This window comes from Spirosoma flavum (assembly GCF_042686045.1).
GTDB lineage: Bacteria > Bacteroidota > Bacteroidia > Cytophagales > Spirosomataceae > Spirosoma > Spirosoma flavum.
Map to the genome: position 1 here is coordinate 127905 of NZ_JBHUOM010000023.1, position 21692 is coordinate 149596.

At 48.4% G+C, this 21692-nt stretch carries 15 protein-coding genes; all 15 read right to left on the reverse strand.

What is annotated here, in order from left to right:
- Positions 1 to 3: 3 nt before the first annotated feature.
- On the reverse strand, positions 4 to 1722 hold the full coding sequence (locus tag ACFS25_RS21145; RefSeq protein WP_381504979.1) for a hypothetical protein: 1719 nt from the start codon (positions 1720 to 1722) through the stop codon (positions 4 to 6).
- An 11-nt stretch (positions 1723 to 1733) separates the two neighbouring features.
- Positions 1734 to 3416, reverse strand: a complete 1683-nt coding sequence (locus tag ACFS25_RS21150) for a hypothetical protein (RefSeq protein WP_381504981.1) — start codon at positions 3414 to 3416, stop codon at positions 1734 to 1736.
- Complete coding sequence (locus tag ACFS25_RS21155) at positions 3417 to 4088, reverse strand: hypothetical protein (RefSeq protein ID WP_381504984.1); 672 nt, start codon at positions 4086 to 4088, stop codon at positions 3417 to 3419.
- A 9-nt stretch (positions 4089 to 4097) separates the two neighbouring features.
- Positions 4098 to 4754 carry a hypothetical protein gene (locus ACFS25_RS21160; RefSeq protein WP_381504985.1) on the reverse strand — a complete coding sequence of 219 codons (657 nt, stop codon included), beginning with the start codon at positions 4752 to 4754 and terminating at the stop codon, positions 4098 to 4100.
- Positions 4754 to 7096 (reverse strand): hypothetical protein, encoded by a 2343-nt coding sequence (locus ACFS25_RS21165; RefSeq protein WP_381504987.1) that lies wholly within the window; start codon positions 7094 to 7096, stop codon positions 4754 to 4756. Before ACFS25_RS21165 ends, ACFS25_RS21160 begins: the two co-directional genes overlap by 1 nt.
- On the reverse strand, positions 7096 to 9267 hold the full coding sequence (locus tag ACFS25_RS21170; RefSeq protein ID WP_381504989.1) for a hypothetical protein: 2172 nt from the start codon (positions 9265 to 9267) through the stop codon (positions 7096 to 7098). The genes ACFS25_RS21165 and ACFS25_RS21170 overlap by 1 nt, the downstream gene beginning before the upstream one ends.
- A 5-nt stretch (positions 9268 to 9272) precedes the next feature.
- Positions 9273 to 11513 (reverse strand): hypothetical protein, encoded by a 2241-nt coding sequence (locus tag ACFS25_RS21175; RefSeq protein ID WP_381504991.1) that lies wholly within the window; start codon positions 11511 to 11513, stop codon positions 9273 to 9275.
- A gap of 102 nt (positions 11514 to 11615) precedes the next feature.
- Positions 11616 to 14357, reverse strand: a complete 2742-nt coding sequence (locus ACFS25_RS21180; protein ID WP_381504993.1) for a hypothetical protein — start codon at positions 14355 to 14357, stop codon at positions 11616 to 11618.
- A gap of 2 nt (positions 14358 to 14359) precedes the next feature.
- Positions 14360 to 17725, reverse strand: a complete 3366-nt coding sequence (locus ACFS25_RS21185) for a tape measure protein (protein WP_381504995.1) — start codon at positions 17723 to 17725, stop codon at positions 14360 to 14362.
- A gap of 611 nt (positions 17726 to 18336) precedes the next feature.
- Positions 18337 to 18945 (reverse strand): hypothetical protein, encoded by a 609-nt coding sequence (locus ACFS25_RS21190; protein WP_381504997.1) that lies wholly within the window; start codon positions 18943 to 18945, stop codon positions 18337 to 18339.
- Positions 18946 to 19288: 343 nt separating this feature from the next.
- Positions 19289 to 19831, reverse strand: a complete 543-nt coding sequence (locus ACFS25_RS21195; protein ID WP_381504999.1) for a DUF4468 domain-containing protein — start codon at positions 19829 to 19831, stop codon at positions 19289 to 19291.
- A 100-nt stretch (positions 19832 to 19931) separates the two neighbouring features.
- The gene (locus ACFS25_RS21200) at positions 19932 to 20738 is read right to left on the reverse strand and encodes a hypothetical protein (RefSeq protein WP_381505001.1); all 807 of its coding nucleotides are present in this window, start codon (positions 20736 to 20738) and stop codon (positions 19932 to 19934) included.
- Positions 20722 to 21114, reverse strand: coding sequence for a hypothetical protein (locus tag ACFS25_RS21205; RefSeq protein ID WP_381505003.1), 393 nt, complete (start codon positions 21112 to 21114; stop codon positions 20722 to 20724). Before ACFS25_RS21205 ends, ACFS25_RS21200 begins: the two co-directional genes overlap by 17 nt.
- Positions 21078 to 21503 carry a hypothetical protein gene (locus tag ACFS25_RS21210; RefSeq protein ID WP_381505005.1) on the reverse strand — a complete coding sequence of 142 codons (426 nt, stop codon included), beginning with the start codon at positions 21501 to 21503 and terminating at the stop codon, positions 21078 to 21080. Before ACFS25_RS21210 ends, ACFS25_RS21205 begins: the two co-directional genes overlap by 37 nt.
- A complete protein-coding gene (locus ACFS25_RS21215; RefSeq protein WP_381505008.1) occupies positions 21500 to 21688 on the reverse strand; it encodes a kelch repeat-containing protein in 189 nt (62 codons plus the stop codon). Before ACFS25_RS21215 ends, ACFS25_RS21210 begins: the two co-directional genes overlap by 4 nt.
- Between the last annotated feature and the right edge of the window lie 4 nt (positions 21689 to 21692).

Sequence of the window (21692 nt, forward strand, 5' to 3'; positions counted from 1 at the left end):
GGATTAGTAGGAGGATATAACGACCCAACTAGTCGCTGTTAATGCTTTGATGATCATTCCATTCGTGACATTTAGCGTAGCCGCACCCTTGATGGTTTCGCTTCCAGCCGGGTCTATGGTAATGGCATTGGTACCTGCGTCAACCCGCACGAATTCGTAGACTCGACCGATCCGGCCAGCTGCTGTTAACAACGCGATCGTTTTTACTCCAGAGCTGGCATCAATAGCGATTGTATTATCCGTTTCGCTGGCCGTGTAATTGGCGGTTACGCTGACAATTGACGAACTAATTGAGCCTAAAACATTCAGGGTACTGATGCTAGCCGTTGCTCCAGTTCCAATCCCTAGGTTTGTATTCGACTGAAAATTTGAGATTCCCGCTGCCGATTGAATGACGACCGCCGATTGGAAATTATACGTAGGACCTTTCATGTATGTTCCCCCCGCAGTGGCTTCCATAAACGTCGATCCAGCGCGTTGAAACTGAATACTGGCGGCATTACCCCCGATGTAGTTAACGCCAGCCCCGATATATAAGGGGTCACCTACGTTCGTTGTATAGCTGAGAACACCCGACGGACTGACGATGATGTTGGCACTACCGGTAAAGGCCGCTCGAACATCCGTTAGTAATGTTCCAAGTGTATTGTCCCCTTTTCGATACTGCGTTGCATTACCCGTTGTTAGTAGAGGTTGATACAAGGCTAGCAATGAAGGTCTGATGCGCAAGGGACTGGCTGAGGAAAAATCTCCCAGAAAATTCGTTGAGTCAATCGTTAAATTTACGCCTACACCAGCAATGGCCCCCTGCACAAATGAGGTACTAGCCGCCTGACTTGTATTCGTGCCGCTAGTTGCTGTTGGAACTGTAGGCACACCCGTAAAGGCAGGTGAAGCCAGTGGAGCCTTACCCGCAACCGTCGCCTGATCAGTCGTCCTGTTGGTGTTGTAAGTAGTAGTTGAGACAGCCGCGTTCGCTGTATTCTGTGCCGCCGTCGTAGCGGCCTGGTCTGTTGCCCGGTTAGTATTGTAGGTAGCCGTTGGCAGGGCTGCATTCGCGGTTGTTTGAGCCGCCGATGTTGCGGCCTGATCAGTTGTCCTATTTGAATTGTAGGTCGCTGTTGGCACAGCTGCATTGGCCGTATTTTGCGCGGCTGTGGTTGCGGCCTGATCAGTAGTCCGATTGGCAGTATACGTTGTCGTTAATAACCGAGCCGCAAGGTCCGCTGTATGCTGTGTGATACTGGTCGCCAGTGGCCCGGTTACTACATTGATGGCCGAGTTAACCTGCGAACTGTTCAGAAGATTTAAATCATTCGTGAAGCTACTAAGGTTAGTCGGTACGGTTGGAATGGTCAGGTTAACCACTCCAGACTGTCCATTGACTGAACTAACCCCTGCCACCCCGCCAGATCCACCACCTAAGCCAGGTACATTCAGTAAATAAGCGGTCATTGCCAAGGGTACAGTGGATCCGTAAGGGACACCACTCTGCGTTTGAAACTGTGCTGGCGCCAGTTGGAACAGTGGCACATTATCCTGTAAAATATAGATCGACGAACCGAAGCCCCGAACGGCTATCGATGATGATGGATAAGACGTTTGTCCGCCCGGCCCATCCAAGACAATTTGATCGCCAACACGGTACACCTTCAGTGCACCCTGCGCGAAGCCTACCAGCGTAGACAGGAAAAAGAAAGAAATTAGAAGATAGCGTTTCATTTCAGATCTGGTTAAATGCCGTTTTGTTGTGGCGTATTTGTAAGGGTATTCCCCGTTCCTGAATTGGCGTATATGTAGCCATAGTAGGTTCCATTGCTCTGTTTTCCTTGGATCAGCGTCGAGTTTTGAATCGTATTATTCGACCCTTTGACGACTAAGACTTCGTGGGCATACAGACCGCCATTCCCAATCGTGTTGGATGAGGAAATCGTGACGTTATCGAAGAGGTTATTACTAGCGGCTACATCAACCTGCCAGGCGAAGCTGGTACCACCTCCACCAGTACTGACCTTATCCCATACATTCACGGTGAAATTTTTGAACGTACAATTGCTGGAGGTCATGTCTACGCCGTACCTGCCAGTATATGTACCCCCGTTTTGAAAGGTGATGTAGGAAGCCCCGTAGATATAGGCCGGCCGGCCCGTTACGTTCATCGTATTATTTTCGACGTAGATATACTTCGTGCTATTAACTCCGTCGTCGCTGATCCCAATACCTGTAACCACATTGGCTGTATTGACCAGGTAGGTACTGTTCATCGTGATAGCGTACTGAACATTGACTAGCTCATTACAGATGTTACGACAGTTAGTATAAACGTTGCCCAGAAGCAGCACACCCTTGATCAGACCAGATAAGGAGGCTCCAAATCCGTGCTGATCATTCAGGCCCATGTTGGTGAACCTTGAGTTGGTAATAGCTAATCCGAGAATTCGCGCATAATCATAGCCCTGGCTTAACCACTCATTGGACCGACCGACATCGTGTGTATTGATACGGCTCCACCACACGTGCTTAATAAGGGCACCTGAACTTGATCCCGTACTATACTGCGACATTCCGATCGCATTGTAAACACCATTGCCATCTGAGGTAACGTCTAGGTCTGCGATCTCCAGTCCATCCCCACCAACGAGCTCATTGCTGAAAAACATCGGATAGGACGTGCCCGTATAATGGCTGACTATCTTAAAGCCTCCTACTTTGACCCGATTAACTGTGTGCGTATTGGTGAAAACAAAAACGATGCTACCCCCGTCATACCTGAACGTAGTACCTCCTATGGTCTGAGAATGGAAATAAACGTTGTTCCAAATACCCGTCTGTTGCAGTGAGCTGCTTAAAACTAGGTTTTGATCAAGTACCGTTGCATTAACATTCGTCTGATTTGTGGTCAGAAAGCTTCGTATTTGGGCTTCAGTCGTTAGCGTCAGACTTGTCATCGTCGCCAGCGTTATCCTGCCCATCGTCGTATCAGCGTAGAACAGGGCCGTATCACGCGGAGATACCTGAGCATTTCCCCCGCCCGTTGTCGTTGTTCCTGAACTAATCGATGCAACAACCCATTTGAAAGTTGTTCCAGTCGTTGATAACACTTTACTTACGGCAGCGTCCCAACCATCGTATGACTTTAGCCGGTTGTCAACAAGCGTATTTATGTACGTGTTGTTGATGGAAAAGATACCTTCCGACACAGAGTAATTCACGCCCGATGCGCCTGAAACAGCGGATCGAATCGTGCCCGTACTTACTGCAGCAGCCTGGGTCGGAAACAGGATTTTTACAAATCCCGCCGAATCGATCATGTTATTACCCAATCGGATAACCCCGTAATTAAACCGGCTGGCAACCTGAGCGTTAGTAACAAGGCTAACCAATAGCCCTGTTACCAGTAAGAGAATTTTTCTCATTTACTGTTTGATTAAAGAGAATTTGAAGGTTGCCCCGGTGTCATCCTTGCCGTACCACTGATTTGTATTGTAGGGGGCCGCCTGCGTTTCATCGCTGGCGACTTTAACAAAGTAGGTGTTACCCGTTGGCACAGTGAGCGCTGTCAGAGCCGCAAACGTGGCCACATTGACCCGGTAAATACTTGAGGTTAAATTAGCCTTCAAATCAAGCCCCCCTTGTTGAGCAATAGAAATCGGCTTGTTAGCATCGCTGGTATTGTTGATATTACCTAACTGTACATCACCCGGCGCACCGGCGAAAGTGATCGCGCCGGTTGATGAATTCACCGAAAGCGGACCGACACCTGTTAGCGCGGCCCGTGCTCGTGCGCTTGTGAAATACAGGTTCACATTTTCCCCCACATCAGACGTTTGCAGGGTAATAGCCGAACCCGTTTTACTATTCACTGAGGTTACTCCTCCAGCTGTGGCGGCCGTCACCTCGTCGACAAAGGCAAAGCGCCTAAAATAGCCACTAGTCCCTTTTTGCCCTCCCCGACCATCGGCAGCGGCCCCGATATTAACCCGGTTGGGCACTAAGGGACCTAGCGTATCCCCTCTGAACGTTTGCAACTGAGCAAAGGCGCTTACTGATACTAAAGACAAAATGAGTACTCGAAACAGGCTTTTCATTGGATTCGATTAGTTAGAAATTGTTTGAATTGGAAAAAGCAACAGCAGGCGGCCAGGAAAGACCTCTCCAGGCGGACCAAACACATCAACGGCATTGTCGGTGACGATTTGAATCCGCCAAAGCGTATCGATCTGCCCAGTATCATCACGAAAAAAGACACCTTGCACCAGGCGCGTTCCTTTATTGTGGGTGACTCGAAAGCCGGTTGATGGGACATTATTCAGCGTAAAAACCTTGCCGGTAGATCCCGTTTCTGAGAGTTCAGCGACGGGGTTGGCTACGGTAAACGTGCCTGGCTGAGTCACCTTGATTGGGAATTTGCTCACCGTCACAAATGCGCCCTGTTTGACAACTGCTCCAGCTTTTATTTCCAGCCAAAGCCGCTGGCCACCTGGTAGCGATTTCGTTTGTGCAGCACTCCAGCTGATAGTTACCAATCGTCCGGATCGGCTAACTATCGGCTGATTGGGTTGCTCGACAGGTGGGCCGTTTGTGCCGTAATTCAGCACGGACGTAGCTGTGGCCGACGAGTCTACCCGGGTGATGACGATGTTGAGCGCGAAGGGATTGCCCGGATAAATCGTCTGATCAGGGAGGGGCACTACCTGGCCAATTGCTTGAGCTAAGGCCAGCACAACGGCCGCAAACATTAAGAATGCTTTCATTACGAGACTTTTTGTTTGATGGATGGAACGGGTTTTGAGCGCCGAACGCCGAGCGATCGTTTGCGACGTTTGGCTAGACCTCCAGCCAGCAGAGAAGCCATGAGCAGAAGCGACACATCGTTGGTAGCAGGATTGACATTGCCGATGTATGATGGCACAAATGTTTCTGAGCCTGAACTAAAATCAGTCGGGCTATTGGGCTTTAAATCGATATTAGAGATAATACCATCCCAGCCCGAAACACCCGACATATTCACTGCATAGGTATGTTCCGCGCCGTCCGCAATTACGGGAATGGCACCAGTCGAATAGGTGGTATTATTGCCTGAACCCGGCTTTTTGAACTCGATCCGAATGTTTGAAATGTTACCACCGACGAACGTACCCTTGATATAAATCACCGGAATGCTCGACGCCTGCCAGGCACCGAACGGACTACCAAAATGACCTTTCATTTGTGGCTGCTCACCTTGTACGTTGGGATCGGCTCCACGCTTGCCGATATTCCACTCGTAGCGATTACTGCCGTTCAGCCGCGCATACGAGTTTCCACTATGCCACTGATTCGTTTTGCCTGCCGTGAAATTCCAGTTGAACGGAGTCGTTACAAAGTTCTGGCTGTTATAGTAGTTTCTATAATCTGACGTGTTGCCCGTCCAGATTGCGCCCGAAAACGCCCGTATAGATGGCCGGTCGAAATTCTCCAGGATAGCGGAATTGATGTAGCTCGTCGCATTGCTAGATTCATTTCCACCGAATCCCTGTTCCTGTTTGCCACGAAATCTTGTGTTGAAAGGGGTAATTGAGGCAACGATTTTCGAACCGTCTGCACTCATCGCTCCTCCCCAGTACTCCGAGCCCAGCCAATCACCTGTATCGTTGGCGTTAGGGCAACCGGGAGAACCCGCACCCTCGCAAGGCTGGGCTGAGGTAAATTCCGACAATGCCCCCCCTGTCTTCGGAGACGTTCCGGTGTAGGCCATTTTCCTGAAATACGTACCGATGGGAAAAATGAACGGGTTTTCCTGCTCGCGTTCTACATCAAGCGCCTGGTTGTCGGTTCTAAAGTTTTCGACAATGGAGAACCACTTCAATGCCTGTCCATCAATCCAAGAGTACGTGTGTAAATACTGCTCAGCGAGAACATTCTCCATGCCCCATTGATAAGGCTGGACCTTCGTGTATAGCACCTCACCATACCCGGCCACCGTCCGACGTTCGTAAAACAGGATCGGGCTGCGGTGAGAATTACCCATCTGCCCACCGGGAACAGCATTCCAGCCAATTGAACTAGACAGGACATACTGGCCATCTCTATTGGTAGTCCCGAACCTGCCATTGGTTCCCCCATTAAACCCGTCAGGATTGCCGTAACTTGACTTGGCGGCTGCTGACCGACCATTGTCTGGAAACCAAACGCCATTGAAGTTACTGCCCTGATCAGCGTTGGTGTTGATCAGGTTCTCACCCCCATTGAGGCTTAAGTGCGTCCAGCTTGCGCCAATACCAAAGTTTATCCCAACCTTGAGCCCCGATGTTGAGCCGATATACTGGGTTGGATTAAATACGGTCCATGTCGAAACCTGATTATTTGTCGGCACAAAAGGCGCGTAGGCCATCATCTCCGCTAATGTCCCCTCCCCAAATCCGGCCACGAACGATCCGTTCTGAGCGACGGTATTGGTCGTTGGCGGAGTAACCGTCGTCGTCGTTGGCGGTGTCGTCAGCGGCTTATTTGTCCCGACAACAGGCGTAAATGTTACGGCATCAGTCAGCCCATTTTTGGCGAATGTTAACCGAATTGGCACCTGTGGAACGCCCCACAATGTCCAGTCGAGAGGATAAGCACCGTCTCCCGATGGGCCAAAACCCAGCAACGTATTATAGGGAATACTCGAATTGTCCAGGTTGGAAAGCGTCAGGTTTTGGCCAGATACAGTTTCGATTTTCATCTGAAACGTACCCGATCCCGACCCGCGAACCTGAATCGTGCCGCCGTTGGATGCGTTATAGCTATACTTTGAGAGTAAGCTCGTATTGGTCGCTACGAAAACTGAATTCGCGCAGTTTGGTGCAACGAGTGGAGGAACTGTACCGGCTGGAATGATGCAATTTGAACCGACAACAGTAAGCTGAAATGTGCCTTTGGCCAAGTCTGAAGCCCAGCGATTGTAGCCGTCCTGTGTAAGTGGGTAAGTCGTTATGTTACGAATCGTCGAAACCTGATACGGTGTGCCTATGTAGCCAGTCGCCGGCGCAATCGTGACGGTGTGCGTACCCTGTCCGTTTGCCAGAAATGAAACGAATGAGTATAGCGATAACAGAAGTAGGAGCTTTTTCATTAGGCGAAAGCAGGGGGATTTGGGTTAGCGGATAGTTTGGGCTCACGGTAGTCACCGCGCCACGTGATGGTTTCGCCGGTCAGCGCCTGAAATTGGAAATACACATGCTTAGCTTCGAAGTCGGGGAAACTGTCTGCCAGTTGCCAGTAGTCGAGATACGTCCTTCGACCATCGAGCCGAATCTTATAGGCGGGTGATATAGTGCCGTTAACGTTCACCCAGACAATCACATCGGTCACATGATTCATGTCCTGACAGGGCCATTCGCCACGCATCCAAATTGTACGCTTACCCTGATACGTTGCAATGCCGCCCCTTAGAATGGGTTTTCTGTAAAACTGCTCGTCAGCCGTAGCCGCTGACGTAATGCCCTGGTGATTGATCCACAGTTTTGGCTCAATCATCTTATAAGGCGTGTCGAAAATCCAGTTTAAATTGCTGGCTCTTTGAAAGCCTTTAGCGTACATCTCAACACTGGCTCTGGCTTTGGAACCTTTGTTATTATCGGCCCCTAAATCCGTTCGTGGCTGAGAGTCCATCCACCCCCGCAAGTAGTCGGAATTGAGATACATTCGAATCGCATTGCCTTCCGTTTGATCGGGATCAAGCGGCCGGGCATTGAGCATATCAAATTCGGCCTGCATCAGTCCATTGTAGCCTGCTCCCAGTTGGTTGTTGCTGGTGTCGCTTTCCGTATCGAGTCGGAACTGATTTAGAAAACGAACATTTACATAGCCAGCCCCGCGCTGATTTGACATGGGCAAATGGACACTACCTGCCCGGAAAAACCAGTTGGCATAGTCACCCGCTTCGTACCCGTATCGCTTCAGCATCGCCATGAAATTGTCATCTTTGTAGATGACTGATGCCTGACCGCTGATGGTGGCACTTCGCTTGTCAGTTCGCCAGACGAGTTCGTTGTTAACGACTTTTAAGCTGCCATCGCCATTGGTTTCAAACATACCCTGCCCGTCGCTCGTGTGCTGACAGTAGTGGCCCACACCCGCAAAGGCTTTACCGGCTAGCAGTAGTGCGCCCATATCGGTATTAGCCCCTAATGGTGAGCTTTGCGAATTACCCCGGTACGGCTCATTAATTGTGGTATAGCTGAGGTAGCCGGGATAGCCAGTCGCCGGGTCGTTATCTTCAAAGAAAAATGGCCCCGTAGCGCACAGGTTTCCAAAGTCGCTCATACCCGATTTCATATTCAGCCCGTCTACTTCAGAGAGCCGAATAATTTCCTTCGTTATCCAGCCTACCTGACGGTACCACTGCCCGACATAGTTGTAGGGACTATTTGGGTTGGTCTGCCATATTTCGTGGTTGACCGAGAAGTACTCGACGCCAGCACCTTTTTTATCGATCTGCAAAAAATCTAAATACCACTGCTGGGCATACAGCTTACAGGTATCCTCGTCATCGATGAAAATATGGGTACCCTCGAAAGCGGGATTCAGCGTCGACCAGTTATAGAGTTTTTGCTTGGATGGGTGACCATCAGGCAACAGATCAGCGGCCCGTTTAGCCGCTGCATAGTTGGCATACTCCAGTGCCCGTTTGATGCTGGTCGGATACGCGCCCGGCCACTGGGCCGACTCAGAGGTATGTGTCCAACCGTGGCCCATAAAGCCGTTATCGGCATTCAACGTGTAGAGTCCGCCCGGATAAATCAGGATTTTGCTGGCGTGTGGTGCATGTGGGGGAATACGCTCGGGTATAGCCACATTAAGCGCCGTTTGTGGCACAAACGCGAAGTTGTTACCAGTTAATCGTGGTTTGCTTTGTACAACAGCCGTAAGGATGGGCGCGGGTGTAGAGACAAAGGCATGACCAGCATAGTCGGAACCTGTACGGCTAAACGTGTAGGAGGTGTCAAATCCGCTTTCGGTCGTCGATCCACCCCCTCCACCGCCTAACGGCACATAGCCCGAATTATCGCCGATGACGACGATTGGTCCGGTTGAACCGGCCACGCACGTGCGGACTTTAAACCCTTCCGGTTGATCGGGCTGGCTGGCAGCGGTCTTAGCCGGCACATCCATTTGATTAAAGGCAATATCATCATCTGAGCAGGCTGAGCCTACAGGCCGAATCCAGTACAGGACCGGGCCGTACGTGACCACGTTATCAGCGCTCGTTGATTTGGTTTGCCATTTTATACAGGTTCTCATAGCAGTTAATTTGAGACGGGATAAATCTGAGCGGTCGTGTGATCAGGGGCTGAAGCATTGGCCAGGTACGTAGACTGTACCTGTGAATTGGCGACGGATGGCAGTTTAGCCTGGAAGGTTTTGAAGCTGTTCGAAAACAGTTCGTCGTTGAAGTACGTGAAGTGCGAATAGCCGGCCGGGAGTGGATTGTCTCCGCTGTTCTGGCTGTAGTCGAGTTTTTGCATGACCCCGAACGTGCTGTCATTCCTGGACCCCGTGTAGCGAGCCTGAACCGCCAGAGCGGCCCCACCGGGTCCGTTTACGTTGACGAGCAAGACAAGATTTTCAGAAACCGTATGCGACGAAGGCAGAATAGTATGCCAGCCCACGGGATGGAAAATTGTCATTCGGTCGATGACGTTGGTTGCCGCGTTGTTGACGTTTTTAAGCAGAACGTTACCCGTCACCGGTGCACCGCCCGTTGGCGTAAAGCGCAACACAACCGTCTGATCGGCACTGATCGTATTGGCCCCAAGAGCAATAAGAGCTACACCCGTATTGCCGTAGGATAGACTCATACTTGGCGGGTAATTGCCGGTGTACTCAAATACGCCCGGCCCTTCATATTGGGCGCTCGATCCATCGGCGTAATGCGCGATTACGTGGGCAACTGCTGAGGAACCCTCCTGAAGGGGTGTCTCATCAATCGTCAGGCTGGTTATCGTACTGGGTGTGGTGTAGCTCGAACCCTTTAAGTCGATGATGACTCCGTTGTTGAACTGAACAGCCTTCCTTACGGTATTTCCCGAACTGGTATCGAGGACGTAGCCGATGCCAGTCCCCACTTTCGTGCAGTCCGTTAGTGTTTCATAATAGGCCGTTTCACCGATTGCCAGATTTGCCACCTGAAACTGATAGGTTGCCAGATTACCAGGCGTCGTATTATCGAATTTTTGACCAGCCGTATTATTGGCGTCATCGAGCGAGCTAAATTCCCGCGCATTGCCGCCAGTGGGGGCAAAATTCCAGGCGGCTATAAACGTGGTTAAACCCGATGGGCGCTGACAGGCACCGGTCAGCACCTGCACAGTGGCCGGTATGGCTGAGGTTGCCCCAATCGTTGCATTGAGTTGAAGTGAGGTAATAGCGGCGGCATTAGAAGCCGTAATCGTCACCGTCTTGTCTGAATTGGGCGTTATTGTAATACCGGCCGGTGCTCCTTCAGCTGAAAAAACCGGTACCGCATTGCCCGTATATGCCCGACGTGTATCGTTGCTGAGCCGCTCAATAATTGAGGCAGTAATGGTCGCTCCTCCCTTGGTAATAGCGATCGCGGAGGGACTAACCAGATACTGCGCGACGTAAGGCGTGTTGTCAACAGGTGCTGCACAGGTTACTATTTTGGGTTTATTATAGTCAACCTGAAGCAATCCGTCGTGCTCGCCGACAATATCCCACGTATGGGCTAAGCCATCCCGGAAGCGGGCAGGCTTGAACCATTCCACGCCGAAAACCGTGTTGGTCACACCCGCGATACCATCGGTCGTCAGCGCAGTTTTTACATCGACCCGAACAACCTGCGCCGTAACCCAATCGACGACAAAGCCATCGCACCGCATACCAACGACCGGTATTTCATTGGGTCGGTTCTTATCAGCAAGCCAACACGTTATCTTATCACAATCGTTTGTGTCAAAGCCACCTCTATAGTTGTAGGGTAAAATGACAACCGATTCTATTTCCTCGAAATGCTCAAGAATGACAGACGTAACCGTTGGGTTGCCGATAACGACGCCACAACTGGAGACCATTGAACAGAACTTGGCTTTAGCATCGTCATCAGCGGCATTAAGCAGGGAAAGAAGGGCCGAACTTCGCTGAGCCGTGGAGGCCGCGTTGATTAACTCGGTCAGTGTCTTAGCCGGCGTAACAGCATCGATCGCTGCCTGAATAGCATCGGCTACCTGAACGGCCGTTAAAATTCGATTTGACGACTGAAAATGCGCGGGGATATCGTCATCGACGAGAAAGACTTTTCCGGCCTCCTCAGGCGTGGCCATGCCTACCCGGATCGAGTCGAAGACCGTCGAGAGAAGGGCGAAGAAGTTTTTTAAGGGGACGGTGATCTTTTCACCCGAGAACTTGGTAATTGTCAGATTACCGTCAGGCGTCGGCACAAAGGAGATGGGTATCTCTTTGAAGGCATTATTTACCTTCTCTTTGGCTCCGTTTACGAAATCCTCCTCAGTGAGTGGGGTAATTGGCATCGGATCGGTGCGCTGCTGAAAGCGAGAGTCGTATCAGCGGCCGCACCGTCCGGTAGTGGGGCATTAGATAGTCAAAAATAAAGAGTTTCAATCAACTTACAATCAGAGCGGCTGAAAATCACGGAAACGACAAAATCTGTACTTGTTTGGATCGGCCGTGGGATCAATTTCAAACCGTTTCAGCGTGTAATTATAAAACACCTCACAGGTAGGTTCATTGGGGTTGATAGCCGGGCGTTTCTTGCGCAAAACGATGTCAGCTACTTCAGACGAATCTTTATAGGTAATTGACCGTAAAAAGCCACTGACTTCACTTTTGTCAGGGTTTATAATGGTTAGGTACCCACAATTTACCTCATCAGGCCCCTGATTTTTCATGGCCGCAAAGATGGCCCGGCGCATTTTCCGGGTAACCGTGCCTTTTACTTTGATGAGCTCAGGTTGAAATAATTTCAAAAACCCCTCCATACTACCCAAAGCAATGTTTCCCGTTTCGGCAATGTACTGCCGATCGGAATCCCCCGGCAAGGGTGCAACACCTGGCTTTACTTGCGAACTGACTTTACCATTTTGTTTGTAGGCTGTACAGCGCAGTTCGTCGATTGGTTTTTTGTAAGCCAGGCCTGAATTGATAAAGGCCGCATGTCTGCGGAGCATCCGGGAGGGTGAAAGTTCAAGATTAAACGCGGTATCAGGATCCGCTATGCCTGAGACATCCAACCGTTCATTGGTCCGAAGTTTTACCGCCTGCGTGCCTGCCTGCCAACTTCCCGCCAGTGGACCGCCAGCAATTATAGGCTCAGCTGCATCCACTTCGTAGGTGGGTGTGACGGTAAAATTTGCTATCCCAGGATGAATACCGACAATCGTAAATGTCTTGCCATCATTGGGTGTGCCTGTGCCTGAAATGGTCACCTTATCCCCATAGTACAAAAGAACGCCCCCGGATGAACCGTTAATAATCGCGTTGCTAAACTGAATGTAGTGGGCTGTATAGGGCTTTACAGGCGTTGGTCCTTCGACGATAAACCGGAACGTATCAGCCCGACCAAAAGCGATGACGTGCAAAATAAAGCCATCATCATCATACGTCCCGGCGTCGGATGTGGTAGACACCGGAACACCATTGGCATCGACCTGTTTGATACCTAAACGTCTTTCCAGTTCAATCGCTGTGCCGGCCGCGATCAGGGGGCAAAGAATCGGCAGCGTATTTTCCCGACTAATCAGCGGTGTCTGGTAGGTATGTACCGTATTGAACTCGTCAGCTACACCAGCTCCACTATCGGGATACTTTTCATACCCTACTTCAATCTGGTTATAGAGTAGTTCGAGATCGGGTTCTTCACTATATTCAAACACCTCGTCGATGACGGCAATTTCACCTCCGCGATAAAACCAACTGCCCTCCTCGATACGAATGGCCTGAGCGCCGGTGTTGACATCATGTTCAAATAGAATGCCGGCCGCATGCTGACTCCAGAGCGTATCAATCAATGTTTTTGCGTCGAAACTCGGCACTTTATCAATGCCGCGTAACTGATTGCCTGTCGTTACTGCGTATTCAGTCGCATACCCATCTAACGCCTGATCAGCGTGGGCGTTATCAATCAGGCCGCCATACACATTGCCCGTTTTAGCTGGATTCAATGTAGACGTAATGGCACCAATTACGTGTCTGATTGCCTCAGGCATCAGGTACGCTTTTGTCTTGGTTGCCTGCGCCCGCGTTTTACGTTCTATTGAAATGCGCAGGCTAGTCGATTCAATAAAGAATTCTATCTGTTTGATTCGATTTTTGGCAAAGGCAACGATTTTACAATATGTGTAAACCTGAGCGCCAAGGGGCAAATCAAGATCGGCATGATACGAGCCGGCAAACGAGTGTTCGACGCTGTTAGCATATCCTGACCCGGATTTAGGGGGGCAAAGCGGTATAATTTGATCCACAGCACCGGGTATCTTAACAATCACCAATGGAACAAACTCAAGAACGGCAAACTTAGGCGATCCAATTGTTAAGGCGGCTTTTGTCAATACGACATTGATGTGAAACAGCCAGTCAATTTCAATATGATAGTCACCAATGGTATTGGCTTTTACTTCCAATAGGGACGGCGGATCAATATCCGCTGGCGTCACCCCACCGTATAAGTAATTCACTCCCTCCAGATTTGACAACTCCTGAATGGCTGAGGGACTGGCGGCTATTGTTGCGGTGACTGTTTCAGAGGCTGGAAAGTACATTTTAGGCAGTACATAAACGCTAATACCCAAATCAACCCCATCCGTAAACGCCTGACTTTCCGTATATTTCTTCTGGTGACTGAATTCCCCCTGCTCATGAAGGGTCTGGCCAGCGAGCGGTATTTCGGTTGCCGTAGCTGGCGATAAGGCCACATTATCCAGCGTTAAAATGGAATCCAAGGCAATGGGGGATTCAAACCGGCTATTGAACTTCGTATGATCATCGTTGGTGATGATGCTTACCGAGACCTTACCCGGCACGATCAGGATCGTTTCAAAATCTATCTTACCGTCAAAATCAATATACTCAGTGCCGGCCCGGTCCACTTCAATTACCTGAAACCGCACATCTGCGTCAGTCCCGTAGGTATAATATTGTTCAGATAACAGGCTATGCGCCGATTCACACCTAAAATCCAGCTTTAGGGTACCGTCTGAATACGAGGACAGAAAGCCATGATATTTCTCGTCGACACTTCCCGTTAGAGGAACATCAGACCAGCGCACTGGCTCGGCGATATCGGGCATAATCGTGACCGGCTCTGTCACCCCTACCTGTACAATGGCCGTTTTTAAGCGAAAGATAATTTGTCCCATGGTTAGTTTTTACGCCCTAATTGATGCTTGTTTTTTTGTATCAACTTTTTGTGGTGCGCATCATGCTGATGGATGTTGAATCCCTCTTTATCAATCGACAGGCTAAAGGCCGGATGTTTAGCGATTTCAGCCCCAAACGCTTTGCCGATCGCACCAGCTGAGGGCGATCCGTACCCCATTGCGCCCGACATCATCCGCACCTGGTAGCGTTCCCGGTTTTGGTTCATAGCCTCAACGGCCCGGCGCTGATTCATCGAACGATGCAACAGCGAATTAGCCTCCCAGGCCATCTCATCGTTCAGCATCCGCTCAGTAAGATGATTCGGAAGAATAACGTCGTTTCGTTTGACGTTGACGATTGACGGCCGATCGATCAGACTGGCGCGGCCGTTTCGGAAGAGCAGCTCACGTCCGGCCTCGCCTACTTCAGCCGGTCCTTCGTAATTATCAGCTACGTTTTTACCCTCCGCGTACTGCGGTAATGGTTTAGCGAGTACAATGCCGGCTTGCACCGCGCCCAATATGCCAATGGCAACGGCTAAGCCAACATTTGGCAAGGCCTTAACGGCAGCTTGGGCTGTGCTAATGGCGATGTTAAACAATGCCTGGTTTCGGGCCGCGACGTCCTGTTGATGTTGTAGTTGCTTACTTTGGGCTGCGTATTTCTGCTCAATTGCTGCTTTGGCCCCCGCATTATCGCCGACCAGGCTTAACTCATATTCTTTGTTCTTTTCGACCTGCTGAAGCGCATTTTGATTTTTCTGTTGCTCAATCTCGAACAGACCATTGATCAGGGTGGTCCCTACTTCGAAATATTTTTCCTGAATCTCTTTTTTCTTCGATAAGTAATCTTTGTCAGCTTCTGACATTTGGGCGTACTTATCTTTCAACCGCTGTACCTCATCTTTATCGCCTTGCCGTTCAGCATCTTCGATTTCATAGAGAACTGTGAACAAATCAATTTTACGCTGTTCAGGCAGTCCCTTCATATCATTGTTAAAATCATACTCCAGGCGACGACGTTTTGTATCATAGTCGCGCATGATCCCCGTCTGATTATCCAGATTTTTAGTGAGCTCAGCCAGGCGTTTAGCATCGGCCACTTTTACCTGTTCATCATTCAGCGTTTTACCGTTTTTTCCTGTGCGCTCGTCACCAATAGATGTAATGGATTTTAACGGTGTATCGGCTCCAGTAATGGGTTTGCCATAAGAGCCGTTCTCAATTTGTTCCTGAATAAGTTTGATGGATTCGTACTGCTCTTTGAGTTTAGCGACACGAGCCACTAATTCAGGATCAAGGGTCACCAGCCTGCCGGCTTTCAAATCCTGCATGGCCTGCGATTGCAGAGTCTTTTCAATTCCCTCGATCTGTTTATTTAACGTTTCGAGTGTCGAATCATCATTGGGCTTATCCTGTTTTAGCCGATCATTGACGGCCTTATCTTTCGATTTTTGATCAGCATCTAACTTGGAATAAACCTCAATTTTTTTAGCCAGAACTTCGTTTTTTGGATCGGCGGCAAGCTGCTTCTCCAGTGCCAGAATTTCGGCTGTTCGCTTCCTTACTGACTGCTTTTGGAACCGGGCGAGATCAATTTCATTTTTCTCGATAGCGTCTTTATCAGCATTTATTAATTGTCGACGGCTATCTTTCTGTTCAGCGAGTTCAATTTTAATATTCTCGCGCTCCAGTTTTTGCCTCAGGTCACGGGTAATTTTCGCCTTATCGACCTCGCCGAATTCTATCAACGACTTTTCCTCAACTTTAAGATCGTTGATCTGCTTTTTGCGCTGTTTAGGATTCATTCCGGAGAAGGCTGAAGTTGCCTGCTCGGTATCCCGTCGTTGCTGATTTCGATTCGTTAGCGAACCGGATCCAAAAAATGTTACAAGCTCCAGTACCGATCCATCTTTTAACCAGCGTCGGATATCCCCTAAGGAGTTTGAGAGACCATTCGCAATGGCGGAGAAAATGGATGTTACGCCAGTATTATCGTTAAACGCTTTGAGCAAATAGCCCATTTCGTTTTTCAATCGGTTGACACTTGCACCCAGACGGTCAATTTTTTCGCCTTGTTTTAAGCCATACGCTTTGTCTAACGAATCGGCAAATTTTGGCATGACTTCAGTAGCAATTAATTGCCCCTGTTCCATCATGGTGTTCAGCTTGGATTCCGAAACGCCCAACGCTTCGGACATTAGACGAAGTGCCCCTGGAAGACGTTCACCTAATTGGCCCCGTAACTCTTCCGCCTGGATATGGCCTTTGGAGATCATCTGCGTCAGGGCGAGCAAGGTACCCGTTACGGTTTCGCTAGAGAGTTGAAGTTTGGCCCCAGCTGTGGCCACAGCCGAAAACATTTTCTCTGTATTGCGTCCCTCCAGTGCGGTGTCTTTCGTTGCGGCCTTTAATCCTTTGTAGCTATCGACGAGATCGCCATACTCATAGCCTAATTTGTCAGCCAGGCCTGTAAGAAATTGCTGAGAACGGGCAAAGTCAGCACTATCCCGACTGACCGCCTTTAGACCGGCATCATACCGTTCCATATCGGAAATGATACCAACCGCACTTTTTATTCCCTCAAACGCAAGCGCAACGGCACCGGCTATTGACGTAATACCGATTAATTGGCCCCCAATATCTTTTAAGGCATCTTTATACGAACCAACTCTACGGGTATTTACACCCATAGTGGAGTCCATTGTTTTTAAGGCTTTATCATTGGTCTCGATGCGTTTTTGCATCTCCACCGCAGCCCGATTATGTTTGTTGATTTCGCCAGTAAGCGGATTAAACGCACCCGCCAGTCCCTTAAGATCTGATCGTAATTTTTGGGTCTGGATGTCAAGTGCTTTGTAGGAGCCTTCAGCAACAACGACAGCTTGAGCCGCTTGCTTGGTTACAATCGTAAGCGACTTTAGAACGGTAGCTGTTTGCTTAGTTTCCGATGCAATAGCTTTCATTCGGGCCTGAGCATCGGCACCGGAACGATCTATTTTATCGTACTCTACCCGCAGATCGGCCATCCGCTGTTTCATTGCACCAATGGAGGCCGTGTTTAAATCAACGACTGTTTTATTGCGGGAAAGAACGGCCTGATAATCCTGTTCTGCTTTCGTTAATTTCTTAACATCATCTTTCAGGCCTGACAGCCCGGAATCACTCGAACCCTTACGACTACTGAAACTGGTGATCTGCTCACGCAGGCCAGCGGCATCGGCCGCCAGTGACTGCATGGAATTACCGATGCGCTCGTTTTGAGCAACCGCGGCATCTGCAAATTTGGCGTTGGCTGCTTCGAGTTTAGCGATACCAGCCGCGATTGACTTGTAATTGACTAAGTCCTCAAAAAGAGTGGTATTCATGGACGGAATAAGGAGAAGAAAACGCGTTACCCGCACCGTCCGTAATGAGGTAACCCAGAGAAGGAACGGTGGCGGTAAGGTAATTTCCTGTTGAGCGAACCGTCCGGTAGTTCTATTCGTAAAGATAAAAAAAAGACCCAACCAGTTAAGGAAGGGGCTTTATTTATTTAACTGGCAGTATATCACTCCACTTGATTGTGTAGTGAGGTGAAAGACATTTTACCTAATGGTTTTTACGTCAGGAAAATATTTGCTTTTAAATGCTTTATATACTCCAACGGTAGCTACGAAGCACAAACAAGAGCTGCCAACCAAAGGATATACATGCTCAATATCTCCTAGTGTTTGTACCGTAAAATGGTCTCGATTTGAGAGTAACTCCAAGATGATTATTGTTATGGTTTTCAAACTTTTCAAGGCCCCCGCTGTGCCACTGACCAACGCAATAAAGGGTACAAATCCTATGTTGTTTTTACATTTATTGGGTATAGGGAGGATATAAATTATGGCAAAAGCAAATGATACCAAAATGACATGCGCTAACGACAGAAACTCAATTGTTTCTAATAGATAAGGTTTCACAAGGGTGTGGTAAAGAGGAAGAAACTGAGTTAATCTACAGACGTTGTAGTGGGCATGCCATATTCATGGCCTGCATAGTACCCGCTGGGAGAATGTTTGATACGATTATCTATTGCAGATGTGAATATAGTCGAAGCAGAGTGATTGACCTTAAATAGGGCATTCATACTATTCCCAAACAGCGAGAGTATTGTATTTGCCTCTAAGTAAGCCTCCTGTTCGCGCTGGGTCTGATTGTGAAGATCAGCCTGAAGCTTTAGTTGGTCTTGAAACTGTAGGAATAAGTCATTTATGACCAATTGTCTTTCATGACTCATCCGCTGAATCTCTTTCTTATGCCGTTTTTCCTGTTCAAGATAACGTAGCTCTAGTTTTTCTATTAAGTTCTTTTCGCGCGCTGCGTATTCTTCACTTAACTTGTTCACTATTAGCTGCCTAGTGTGCTTATCTGTTTCAAAGCGTTCTAAGGCGAACGTATGAGCAAAAGCTAGAAGAAACCCATTTAGAGCGCCCATTAATGCACCGAAAGGAGAAAAGAAGCTCCCGATAACCAGCCCGAACAACGCTCCAATTACTGGCCTGACTTGAATAGGCGAGAAGAAGAAGTCGGAAAAACGATACATTATAATATTTTTCACGTGTGAAGGTCAAATTAAAATTTAAGTAAACATTGAAAAAAATTAGTTAATAATCACGTACCGTATAATAAAACAATGCCCAGCCTAGTAATTTTTAACGCACATTCCGGTCAATTGTTATTATAACAACACAAAAAGATGGCGTATGTTTTAATCATATATTGATAATTCATAAAGGTAAAGTTCAATTTGTTCTACTGCTGGCGACGATGGTAGCAGGGAAGCAAACATTGGGTTGCCCCATCTATAGTGCAGAAAAGAGAACGGTGAGTGCGAAGTTTGGGCCGCACCGTCCGGTAGTGGGGAAAGCAAAGCTACTAAAAAAAAGGCCCGTAAGAAAAAGTCAAAAATCTGACTTTTCGGTGGACATAGCCGTTTTCAGGCTTTTGAGCAAAGCTAAACTTTCCTCATCAATCATTGTATAAACCTTGATGAGGAAACCCTTTGAAGTGCCTTTGATTGATTCTATTGGCCCAACTATGGTTTTGGCTGTCATAAAAAAATCGGTAACCGTTGCCCTGTATCGACCATCTTTTATCTCAACTGTAATTAAATGATCAATTTGAGTTTTTACAGGAACGCCGATCATAGTGGGGTTAATGACAAAAGTCGCCCTACCCGATAGTTCACCCGTTAGAGAATCATTAAGCTGTAAAACCTTGTTAGCCGAACCGTAACTTTGGACAAACCAACGACGTGCCCGTTGAAAAAGAGCCGATTTATTAGACCCGCTAACCGGCTCAACGACTTGAATAATTGCTTTGCCGTTTTCGCCAATTGGTAAGATACCTCCCAGTTTTCCATTTTCAATTGGCATTTTTTGTCCAAAGACCATTGAAGATGATAAGGACCATGTTAGGAAAAGGAGTAAAATATTATTTTTCATTAGTTGGCTTTTTTCAGCAAAGAAATAAAACCCTACAGATACCAAGTGTCTTTTTGATTTTATGGTCTCAATCTTTTTCTTACCATGGTAAGAAAAAGGGTCAACAGCGATTAATAACGGAGAACTGGGTTTCCCAAACTTGAAAGGTGCCGGTGCTAAGTGTAGCCATCCCTTCTCCTTCTGAATACCCTGTTTTTATAGAAAACGGCCGACCATTGATCAGGATATCTTTATGTGCACATAACGTCCGCCATCCCTCGTGGCCCAGTGCGTCAGTGTTAGGACAAATGATAGGGATGGCAACATGGGTATGCGTTTCAACCGTAACTTTTACCCCGGTTGTTATATTTTCGTATTCCTCACTCTCTGTTTCTGTCTGCGGTATATTTGATACACACTTCAAGCGCAGAATATTCCTAAAGTTGTCAAGCTCGATCAGATCGTAAGCGATTGGACCAACAGGTTTACGGTTTCGATAGCTGAAAACGGCCGACAGACTTGAGAAACCGGACTTTTTCAGCCATAGCCGGTTTGAGTATAGTTTTAGCCCGTTAGTCAGGTTGATTTGAAGGCGATAATACACCTCCAGAATAGTACCAACATTAGCCGGTATCGTGATTGTGGCCGTGTAATGCTTTGGGCCCGCACCGACGTTAATTTGGGTAAGTGAACCGATATTGCCTAAAACAACCGCTTTGGAAACATCGCTCACCAAATCAAGGTTGGCACTGGCCAGCCCCAAACCTACATCGAAGGGTAGATAAAACGAGTAGGTTTCAGCCGGTACCAGAATCACGGATGAGGCACTGGGGGCAAAGGCGTTTCCATCTGGCAACGACAGCAAATCGGGTGGCTCCGGGCCGGTTGGTGAGAAAAGGATGAAACCAAATCTATTCGAGAGACTCATGAGGCAAGGATGGTTTACGTTTATACTTGGATTCTATGGCCGTTAGATATTGCCAGTACTGGAGAGAGGGCGTTTTGTCATCGACGGGTAAACCCTCGAGCTGAAGGGCTATTTTATTGGCCACGTACGTGCTCCGGATTTCCTCCAACTGATTTCCTTTTCCGGTTAATTTGGCCGGTTTCAGCCGTTCCTGTATTTCCAGATTAAACGATTCAATACGGCTCTGTAAACTGGGATCGTCCGGAAAGAAAGTGGTGTCCAACTCAATTAGCAAGGCCTGCTGTTGCAAAATAATACGCTCCTCTTCCCCATCGGGAAAACGTAGAGGAAAGGCCTCGTTTAATTCGTCGAAGACTTTTTTTTTAAAGGGCCCCACTGCTCCAGCAGCAGTTCGTCGGTCAACCCTTTTTCTGACAGGATCCGGGATAACTGTTCAACACCTTCGGGAGAGTAATCCGACCAGGGCACGTCGTCTATGGTCTCGACAATACAACAGAATGCCAGCGATCGGGCCGAGTACTGTTTACCAAGCAGGTTAGCAAATAAAAACCGTGTATTGTTGATAGCCGTAACCTGAGCATCCAGATCGTCAGACCCGACCAGCCCCAACTGTACGTCGAAATGACGATCGATGTCGTCCTGTGACGAACCGACATTGGATTCGATCAGCGCATAATAGTCGTGTTCCGTTCGGCGCGATTCAGGCAGAGTGCGCGGGGAATCATGACAATTCAAGATGGCTAGTGGGAGCGTTAAAGTTCTCATTTGAATAAGTCTGACCCTTCTGTCCAAGTTTCACTAATGCAATCATACATCTCAAATGAATCTAAAAACTCAAACTTTAACAGATGCTCTTTTATAGCCTCAACTGATTCGAAAGATCCTTCAAACAGGCTGCTAGCTGAAACATTATCCCCGCCTGCGTCCTGAAATAGTAAATACTGTTTCATTGGG